Annotated in this window: 11 protein-coding genes and 2 pseudogenes; 11 read left to right on the top strand and 2 right to left on the bottom strand. The window is 61.3% G+C overall.

Translation table 11 applies throughout. The features are described 5' to 3' along the window. Positions 1 to 81: 81 nt before the first annotated feature. Positions 82 to 207: pseudogene (locus CV103_RS12915) on the bottom strand (IS3 family transposase); the annotation flags it as partial. Here CV103_RS12915 and CV103_RS12910 point away from each other — a divergent pair. From CV103_RS12910 to CV103_RS12860, 11 genes are all read left to right on the top strand, one after another. Then, positions 197 to 664 (top strand): zincin-like metallopeptidase domain-containing protein, encoded by a 468-nt coding sequence (locus CV103_RS12910; protein ID WP_025160928.1) that lies wholly within the window; start codon positions 197 to 199, stop codon positions 662 to 664. The pseudogene CV103_RS12915 and the gene CV103_RS12910 overlap by 11 nt on opposite strands. Positions 665 to 814: 150 nt before the next feature. Then, positions 815 to 1,075, top strand: a complete 261-nt coding sequence (locus tag CV103_RS12905; protein ID WP_020820227.1) for a hypothetical protein — start codon at positions 815 to 817, stop codon at positions 1,073 to 1,075. Positions 1,076 to 1,078: 3 nt separating this feature from the next. Next, on the top strand, positions 1,079 to 2,359 hold the full coding sequence (locus CV103_RS12900; RefSeq protein ID WP_025160929.1) for a Fic/DOC family protein: 1,281 nt from the start codon (positions 1,079 to 1,081) through the stop codon (positions 2,357 to 2,359). Positions 2,360 to 2,686: 327 nt separating this feature from the next. Then, positions 2,687 to 3,076: a DUF3768 domain-containing protein gene (locus tag CV103_RS12895; RefSeq protein WP_020820229.1), complete on the top strand. Its 390-nt coding sequence runs from the start codon at positions 2,687 to 2,689 to the stop codon at positions 3,074 to 3,076. A gap of 11 nt (positions 3,077 to 3,087) precedes the next feature. Further along, positions 3,088 to 3,375 (top strand): hypothetical protein, encoded by a 288-nt coding sequence (locus tag CV103_RS12890; protein ID WP_020820230.1) that lies wholly within the window; start codon positions 3,088 to 3,090, stop codon positions 3,373 to 3,375. Then, positions 3,372 to 3,638 carry a hypothetical protein gene (locus CV103_RS12885; protein WP_020820231.1) on the top strand — a complete coding sequence of 89 codons (267 nt, stop codon included), beginning with the start codon at positions 3,372 to 3,374 and terminating at the stop codon, positions 3,636 to 3,638. The genes CV103_RS12890 and CV103_RS12885 overlap by 4 nt, the downstream gene beginning before the upstream one ends. Before the next feature lie 21 nt (positions 3,639 to 3,659). Next, complete coding sequence (locus CV103_RS12880) at positions 3,660 to 3,860, top strand: hypothetical protein (protein ID WP_235862805.1); 201 nt, start codon at positions 3,660 to 3,662, stop codon at positions 3,858 to 3,860. After that, entirely contained in the window at positions 3,857 to 4,396 is a 540-nt protein-coding gene (locus tag CV103_RS12875) for a hypothetical protein (RefSeq protein ID WP_020820233.1), read from the top strand. Before CV103_RS12880 ends, CV103_RS12875 begins: the two co-directional genes overlap by 4 nt. A gap of 469 nt (positions 4,397 to 4,865) precedes the next feature. Beyond that, positions 4,866 to 5,102: a hypothetical protein gene (locus CV103_RS12870; RefSeq protein ID WP_020820234.1), complete on the top strand. Its 237-nt coding sequence runs from the start codon at positions 4,866 to 4,868 to the stop codon at positions 5,100 to 5,102. 341 nt (positions 5,103 to 5,443) lie between these two features. Continuing rightward, positions 5,444 to 5,704 carry a hypothetical protein gene (locus CV103_RS12865; RefSeq protein ID WP_020820235.1) on the top strand — a complete coding sequence of 87 codons (261 nt, stop codon included), beginning with the start codon at positions 5,444 to 5,446 and terminating at the stop codon, positions 5,702 to 5,704. Positions 5,705 to 5,706: 2 nt separating this feature from the next. Further along, on the top strand, positions 5,707 to 7,158 hold the full coding sequence (locus CV103_RS12860; RefSeq protein WP_223811159.1) for a DUF4942 domain-containing protein: 1,452 nt from the start codon (positions 5,707 to 5,709) through the stop codon (positions 7,156 to 7,158). 94 nt (positions 7,159 to 7,252) lie between these two features. Here CV103_RS12860 and CV103_RS12855 read toward each other — a convergent pair. After that, positions 7,253 to 8,010: pseudogene (locus CV103_RS12855) on the bottom strand (IS5 family transposase). Positions 8,011 to 8,111: the final 101 nt, after the last annotated feature.

Raw genomic sequence — 8,111 nt, 5'->3', positions numbered from 1 at the left:
CGGTCCTGGTAGAATCAATCAAGCGTTCAGTGTTCGTTCTTCAACCTGGCCAAAATCGCAGCTTCGGGCCGACTGGGCCTAATAGGTCTGTTCGCTGACCGCGATCCGCCGGCACGCTTCAGCGGTCGAGGCGCCCTGCGCCAGCACAATCTCAACTTCACGCAGCTTGCCGATAATCTCTTCCGGCTTGTGCTTCTTGCTCGGCATTCGTCGTCCCTTTCGTGGTCCAGACTATCATAGTCTCTGGGCCACTCAGCGGGGGGCAGATCATCGCGTTGGCGGATCGCAAGCCTTCTATCACACCCGCGACGACTACATTCAGATGCCGCCCTTCAAGGTGTTTCATTCCGCCGATGATTATTATGCCACGCTCGCTCATGAGGCAGTGCATCTTGCAGGCCATGAAAGCCGTCTGAACCGCAAGACGCTGATTTCAACAAGCCGCGCGGACTATGCGAGGGACGAGTTAGTGGCGGAGCTGGGAGCCTGTTTCATCGGCGCCATCGTCGGTTTCAAGGTCGAGGAACGGGAAGACCATGCAGCTTACCTTGAACACTGGTTGACCGCGCTCCGCAACGATAAGCGAGCCATTTTCGAGGCCGCGCGCGAAGCGCAGAATGCCGCCGATTACCTCTTGGCGATGATGCTGGATCAAGGGGGCTGAAACGGTCCCCCGCGCCAAAAAAACGGGCGGACGCCGCGTTATCGCGGCGTCCCAATTTTGAACTAGGATTTTTGCGGTCTGCCCAAGTGGTTTATATACATATCCCGATATGGTAACTATATTGCAGCCTAGGTCGTTATCAGGTGCAAAATGGAAAATATCATCAACACCTATCAGAATCGCATAAAGGCGATGGGCTTCAAGCCTCGGCGCAAGGAAGACGTTCCTGTCGTCATGGACGTCTATTGCGAAGCACTCGCAAATGCCAAAATTGAAGGGCTGGAATTGCTTGCCGATGACCATGCCTTTTGTTTGTTATTGGTAGAAACTGAAATCCCCGTCGATGTGGCGATCAATCTAGCGCAGGAATACAACCGCGATGTTCTGTCGCGGCAGAAGATTGCTGCATGACAGGTGGGTGATCCATATACCTGGCGAGACAGCACCGTTCTTAGGAACAAGCTGGGTTTACGCGACGATAAGACTCTTTCGGAACGAGAAGCCTTCTTCTCGGTCGTCCGGCATGGTGAGCTGACGTTACAGCGCGCCGCGCCGGCGATGACGGCGCGCGAGTATGGCGCCATCCACAAGCATATGTTCCAAGACGTCTATGAGTGGGCGGGCCGATTCCGCACCGTGGACATTAGCAAGCCGGGCAGCACCTTTGCGCGGGCGCACTTCATCGCGCGCAGCATGGACCATGAGTTCCGCCAGCTGCCGGATCTTCAAACTCTCAAATCCATGGACCGTGATCGCTTCGCCGACACGATGGCGCGCCATATCTCCGAGCTGAACGCCATTCACCCGTTCCGCGAAGGGAACGGCCGCACAATGCGCCTGCATTTGCAGCTTCACTCCCTCGCGGCAGAGAAGTTCGTTTCGATTCAGGCAATGGGGCCGATGGATTGGATGGAGGCGAGCCGAGACAGCTTCCATACCGGCAATCATGCCTCGCTCGCCAAGGTCATTCGGGACGCGATGCCGCAGGAGCAATCGCGCCGGGAACCGGCGCGAGGCCCCGCGGGCATCGCCATGCCGCCCGCCATGGATTCTCTTATGCCAGCGGGCGAGCGCCGCGCCATGAGCATCGAGCAGGCCAAGGAGCAGATCAATCGCTACTTGCCGACCGCGCAGGCCGTGGCCGCGCGGCAGTATGAGCAGCTGAACCGCCTCGCAGCGACTTCCGGCGACATGCGCCAGCTCGCCGAGCGTTCCGCGCAAGAGCTGGCATTCTTTCGCGATCCGAAAGGACCGCTCCACCATGTGCAAATTATCGAGCAGCGCCGCTATCACCAGATCGAGGTCAATTGGGCCGAGGGGATGGACCCCCTTCAACGGGTTCGCGCGATCAGTGCCGGCGCTGCATCCTTCCTGGACAAGATGAGCCCGCGCGACGTTCAAGCCGCCGATCGCGCGCTCCGGATGCAGGTCATGCCTCCCGGCGTCAGCCAAGTGGACTTGCGCCTTGCCGAGCAGTTCCAGAAAAATTCGCCCGAGCAGAACCGCGACGACGCGCGGCTTGCCCCCTTTCAGATCGCCATCGACAAGCGGGTTGCCGACGCCGTTGGAAAGGGCGCGTCCAAGGAGCAGCTGGCGGCGATCACCGAGAGCGCGAAATCCAATGTCGTCTCCGCGTTGCGCGAAGGTAAAATCCCTACGCAGAAGGCCGACAAGCCGAAGGATCGCGAGCGCTAGTCAATCGAGCGGCCGAGGGCCGCGCGCTGATAGTTTGTCAGCTGCCACATAGGATCGAGCGGCCCAGGGCCGCGCCCCGTCAGTGGTGGCAGCTGCCACCGGGGAACACCAAGGGCACCCGCCCTTTCGTTCCCGAAGCATAATCGACAGGACCGGGTTGCGCGCCAAGTTCGGCCAGATCGGCACGCTCACGCGCGCCGGGCCTCCCTAGCCGCGCCGCCCGCACCACTCCCATCGATTTTGCTCCCCCCTCCCCATCCCGCGCTTCGCCAGCGGGTCAGAGCCGCAGGCCGCAGGCAGCGGCTTCGCCTGAAGGAGTGAGGAAGAATGGAGATTACCCCCGAGCAGATCGCGACCATCGCGGCGCTTAACGACCTTGCGCGGCGGACCATGGGCGTCACTTGCCGCACCGTGGTTACGCAGGGAATCGGGGCGCTCGATGCCAGCGCGCAGACCGACATTTTCAAGCTGATCGAGAGCTTCGAGGATTTCACCCCGGACAATGACCCGAGGGGCGAGCATGACGCCGGTTTCCTTTATCGCGACGTGACCGGCCAATGGCATACCCGCTGGACCGACGACGACACGCGGCCCGCCCTCTCCGTCATGTGGAAGATCGACTATTACGACCGCGAGCTAGAGTTTGGCAGCGCCGAACCTTGGAATCCCGACGCCACGACGCGCGTGCTCACGATCCTTCTCGCCAACGAATATTGAAGGAGGCAGTCATGAGCAAAGCCCGTCCGGAGATCGAATTGAACTGGCGTGATGAGAATTACGGTTCCGTCTATGCCGTCGCCGCCTTCCGCAACTATGCGGGCACCTTCGATTGGAGCGAACGCACCCACCAGCGGTTTCGCGGATGCCTGAAACGCGCAGGCTTCGCCTTCCATCAGGGCCGGTGCAGCTACATCGCAAGCAGCGGCTCCCGCGAGGAAAGGAAGCGCGCTCTTTGTGACGAGCTGGACCGCGCAGGTTTCCAGATCGTTCGCGGCGACGTGAGGGGGGCAGCATGAACCGCGAGCGCCGCAAGCAGATCGCCGCAGCGCGCGCCCTGATCGATCAGGGCAAAGCCCTCTTTGATGAGGCGCGCGAAATGCTCGAAACCGTCAAGGACGACGAGCAGTCCGCCCGCGACAATCTTCCCCCGAGCCTTGCTGACGGCGAAGGCGCGGAGAAGATGGACGCCGCAATATCCGAACTCGAGAACGCGATTTCAGCCCTTGAGGACTTCGACGCCGACGAGATCGGCAACACCCTCGACACCGCCAGCGAATAGGAAGGATCGACCATGGAGCCCATGCGCCACCTTGATAGAGACACCCGCCGCGCGCGCCTCCTAGCCGCGCGGACGCGGCCCGTTGGCGGTATCAACCGCCGGGGCATCTTCACCGGCCATTGGGATGGCGGCGACGTTGTGCGCCAGTTCCGCGGCGGCACCGGATCATGGATCGGCCTTGCGCCCTACAAGGCCAAGGCGGACCCGGAGCCGCAGCCATGAAAGTCAGCAACACGGCGAGCGCGGTTCGCGCTACCCTGTCCCCAACTGAGATCAGCGAGTTGCAATTCGTGATCGAGGCGGCCGAGCGCGCGGGGCATTACATGCCCGCGCGCGTCCCCAACATGATTGCGGCGCTGGCGAGCAGCGCCGACGATGTTCGGATGAAACAGGCCGCGAAGCGCGCGGAGAAAGATCGCGTGAAGCGGATCGAACAGGATCGACGCGCGCGCGATCGTCAATTCATGCTGGGCGAACGATACAGCGTCATGGCGGGCCGCGCCGACTTTGCTGACGCGGCATCCGATCCGGACATTCGCCAATGGGTTGACCTGACATTCCACGAGATCATGGGAAGGCCGCTACCCGATCAATGCGAAATTCGCCGCGATGTTTGGCTTGTCCGCGTCGTCCAACTCAACGGCGGTTCGTTTGACGCTGTTGTGGGGAGCGATTGCACCGAAACCTCCGATCCCGCCGAAATCAACTCCCTTGCCGAGCAGCTGATCGCGCGCTTCGAGGGTGCAATCATGGAATGATGGCGTGGGTTGGCGGTGGCAGCTGCCACCGGCATCACGAAATTGTGAAGCCCGTCGCCACACACGCGCGGCGATTTTGTGTATCATAGCTTTGGGCGGTGGCATCGGAGGTTCGCAGTCTCCGGCGCAAATCCTACCGCTCAAAGGAGGTGCATTTGATTGACTACATATGAAGCCATGCAATTGACGATCGCAGCCGTTGCGCTCGTGATCGCGATTGTAAAGCTGGGGCAGCGTAAAGACTGACCCAGCGGGCGGGGGCCTTCGCAGGGTCTCCGCCCATCTATCTAACGCTTGGCGGGGCGGAAAGTTTGAGCCCGCCACGTTCGCAGCATGGCGGGCTCAGGTAGGTGCATTGACTGACCGTCAATGAAGCCATCCCCTATATAGCGCAAAATCCTTGCCGTTCCAATAAGCGGTCTATCGCGAGAATGTTCCGCTCTTGTTCTCTTTGGCGCATAAGCGCGGCATGGCCGCGAACTACAACCGCCCCAAGCCCGTTGATCCGATCTGGTATCGGCAAAGCTGCTATCTGCGCATCCATTGCGCTTGCGGGCGGCATGTCGCCGTGCCCCTGGGCGAGTTTGCCCGCTCCCGGCGCATTTCCTTCGATACGCGTATATACGAGCTGATCGCGCGGCTCCGGTGCAGCCAGTGCCGGCGCAAGCCTCATGCGGACGTGACGCGATACCGCGCCGGCAACTAAATGACGGAGGATCCGATTACTCGGATTCTTCCGGTGCTGTTTGTTGGCATGTCACAAGCGACATGCAGTATTGAGGCGGACGAGCCGCCGCGTCATTCATTCGATCTAGGGGCCTGTTCCGGCCCCCTGGCGCAAGGGCTGGACCGTCTCGGCCGCAAACGGCCTCGCTTGGCGACCATGGGGGTTTCCCCGCCCTTCCTTCGCTACGCTCCGTGCAGGCCGGGTGATCCCCCTCCCCATGCTCGGCCCTCATTTGCGCCATTCCCCGACCCCGCTCGCCGCTGGGCAGAAGTCGATGACCCGTCATCGCCTTCGGCTCCATTCTAGGCAGGGAACAGCACATGACCGACATTCCGCTGGCAACGATCCTTCGGATCAACGCCGCCCGCACCATTTCGCTCGCGCGCTATGAGGAAGAGGGCAACTTTGATCGCTTCGGCTACATCAAAGACCTTGCCGAGAACCATGGCGCTGACCTTCCCGCCGTCATCGAGATTGCCGAGCTGCTAGGGCCGGAGGAAGATTTTGACGGCCTCGTGACCACCATCGAGGACGCCGCCGAGGGCTTCGGCTTTGGCGCTCTCATTGCCGGGGAGGCGTGAGCATGGGGCAAGAGCTTATGACGCCCGCGCAGATCGCCGACATTTGCGAGGGCCGGGACAAGGCCATAACCCTTTGGCTGAACCTGTATGACACCTACCATTCGACCCGCGATGAGGCGGCGCGGCTTACCGTTGGCGGCGCGCTTTCGCTCTCATGTGGACGGGACTGGACCGAGGACACATTGACGCGCGCTTTCATCCAGTCGCAGCCTATCGAGCGGCGCGACAAGGAGACGGGATCGCGCGAGACTATCGAGGCACGCGACAATTTCGCGCGCGTCCTAACCGAAACGATGGACCGGCGATGCTGGACCGCTCTCATGGAGCAGCTGGGCTTTGACCAGCTGCTAGACCAGCAGGCCCGAAAGGAATTTCATGACGGGCTACGCGATGCCCCCGTTCCGTTCACGCCCGACAATTGCACCGCCACTTTCGGCCATATCTGGACAAATCGCCGCGACCTCTATTTGCGCGGGATCGCCAATGTCTTCGCCAAGCTGGACCGCCGCTTTCGTTCGCACAACGGTTTCAAGATCGGCGCGCGGCTCATCATCGAAGGCGCGATAAACACATGGGGATCATGGGAGCGCTACGAGCGCCGCGACACGCTGCGCGACGTGGAGCGCGTTTTTCTCGAACTGGACGGCAAGCCCCCCGTCGCCGAGGCGGCAAGCATCGCTAGTCTTGTCGGCCAGGCCGCGCGTGACCGCGCGTCACTGCCGACCGTTCTGCAGGGCGATTATTTCCGCGTCCGAATCTTCAAGAATGGCAATCTGCACATTTGGTTCGAGCGCGACGATATGTTGCAGAGCGTCAATCTCTTGCTCGCGGAGTATTACGGCGAAGCCATTGGCGACAGCTACGATACGACCGAGGCCGAAACCGCCCCCGCCTATCACGTCACGCCTGCCAAGAATTTCGGCGCGTTCATGACCTCGCCAGAGATCGCGGCGCAAGTGATCGAACATGCGAGGATCGGCCAAGGCCAGCGCGTTCTAGAACCAAGCGCAGGCAAGGCCGCGCTCGCGACTGCCGCGCGCGATGCCGGCGCCGATGTTACGTGCGTCGAGCTGCAACCCGGCTTCGCTCACGAATTGCGCGTCGTGCATGGTTTTGCGGATGCGATCGAGGGGGACTTTCTCGCCCTGGACCCGCAGCACTTCACACCGTTTGACGCGGTGATAATGAATCCGCCGTTCGATCGCGGCCGAGACTGTGACCATGTGCGCCACGCGCTCGCCTTCCTGAAACCCGGTGGCGTGCTGGTGGCGATCATGAGCGCCCGCGCCGAATATGGCGAGGATCAGCGCCATAAGGCCCTGCACCGCATGATCGAGGGGTGCAGCGCTATCTATTTCCATGGTCGGAAATGGATCGACCTTCCTCTCGGCTCTTTCGCCCACGCCGGAACCAACGTGAACACCGTTTTGCTGGCGATCCGAAAGCCGGGATGATTGGCGCAGGCGGTGGCAGCTGCCACCGCCTGCCTTGCTGGCAGATCGAGGCGACAAAGCCGCCGCGCCGTTTTCGACTAAGGCCTGTGGACATTCACTTCGCGGCGAGGATTGTCGCGACGAGGTGCCAGTTGGCGGTGTAACTGCAGGCAGTTTTCTCGTAGCGCGTAGCGATGGCTCGGAACTCCTTGATCTTCGCGAAGAAGTTCTCGACCAGGTGTCGCCACTTATAGGCATGCCGGTCGTAATTGCGCTTGATCTTGCGGTTCGCTTTGGGCGGAATGACTGCGCTCGCGCCGCGCACATCCAACTCGGCAAGCAGCCAGTCAGCATCGAAGGCCTTGTCGGCCAGAAGCGCATCGAATGCTACGTCCTCGATCAGCGGTGCGACGCCTTTCAGGTCATGAGCCTGACCCGGCAGGAGAACAAGGTTGAACAGGTTTCCAAGCGCATCGACCAGCGCCACGATCTTGGTGGTCAGTCCGCCGCGCGAGCGCCCGATGGCCTGAGCGTGAGTCCCCCCCTTGCGCCGCTCGCCTTCTGGTGAGCCTGAACGATAGTACCGTCGATCAGCGCGTATTCAAAATCCGGCTCGCCGCGGATCTCTCTGAAAAGACGTTCGAAAACACCACCCTTCGCCCATCGTCGGAAGCGCCGGAACACGCTGTTCCAATTGCCGAATTCCGGCGGCAGATCCCGCCATGGAAGACCGGTGCGCACACGCCAGAGAACCGCCTCTAAAAACATGCGATTGTCCTTACCCGTCACACCGCTATCGCTCTTCTTGCCGGGAAGGTGGGGTTCAACGCGCGCCCATATCCCATCCGTCACCACAAATCGCTGCTCGTCCATTCAGAACTCCCCTTGGGAATCCTGATGATGTGGGCGCCCCCGCACTGACCGGCACTGCTATGGTGGTGGTCTCAGCATGTGGGATGAGGAGCGTTCGAGAT

This window comes from Edaphosphingomonas fennica (genome assembly GCF_003034225.1).
Lineage (GTDB): Bacteria > Pseudomonadota > Alphaproteobacteria > Sphingomonadales > Sphingomonadaceae > Sphingomonas_E > Sphingomonas_E fennica.
Note: the sequence above shows the minus strand (reverse complement) of the source record. Positions and strands in the feature narration are given on the sequence as shown.

Bases quoted from the DNA above. Each gene is read 5' to 3' on its own strand.
- CV103_RS12905 (WP_020820227.1), top strand. From the start codon at position 815: ATGGAAAATATCATCAACACCTATCAGAATCGCATAAAGGCGATGGGC.
- CV103_RS12895 (WP_020820229.1), top strand. From the start codon at position 2,687: ATGGAGATTACCCCCGAGCAGATCGCGACCATCGCGGCGCTTAACGAC.
- CV103_RS12890 (WP_020820230.1), top strand. From the start codon at position 3,088: ATGAGCAAAGCCCGTCCGGAGATCGAATTGAACTGGCGTGATGAGAAT.
- CV103_RS12885 (WP_020820231.1), top strand. From the start codon at position 3,372: ATGAACCGCGAGCGCCGCAAGCAGATCGCCGCAGCGCGCGCCCTGATC.
- CV103_RS12880 (WP_235862805.1), top strand. From the start codon at position 3,660: ATGCGCCACCTTGATAGAGACACCCGCCGCGCGCGCCTCCTAGCCGCG.
- CV103_RS12875 (WP_020820233.1), top strand. From the start codon at position 3,857: ATGAAAGTCAGCAACACGGCGAGCGCGGTTCGCGCTACCCTGTCCCCA.
- CV103_RS12870 (WP_020820234.1), top strand. From the start codon at position 4,866: ATGGCCGCGAACTACAACCGCCCCAAGCCCGTTGATCCGATCTGGTAT.
- CV103_RS12865 (WP_020820235.1), top strand. From the start codon at position 5,444: ATGACCGACATTCCGCTGGCAACGATCCTTCGGATCAACGCCGCCCGC.
- CV103_RS12860 (WP_223811159.1), top strand. From the start codon at position 5,707: ATGGGGCAAGAGCTTATGACGCCCGCGCAGATCGCCGACATTTGCGAG.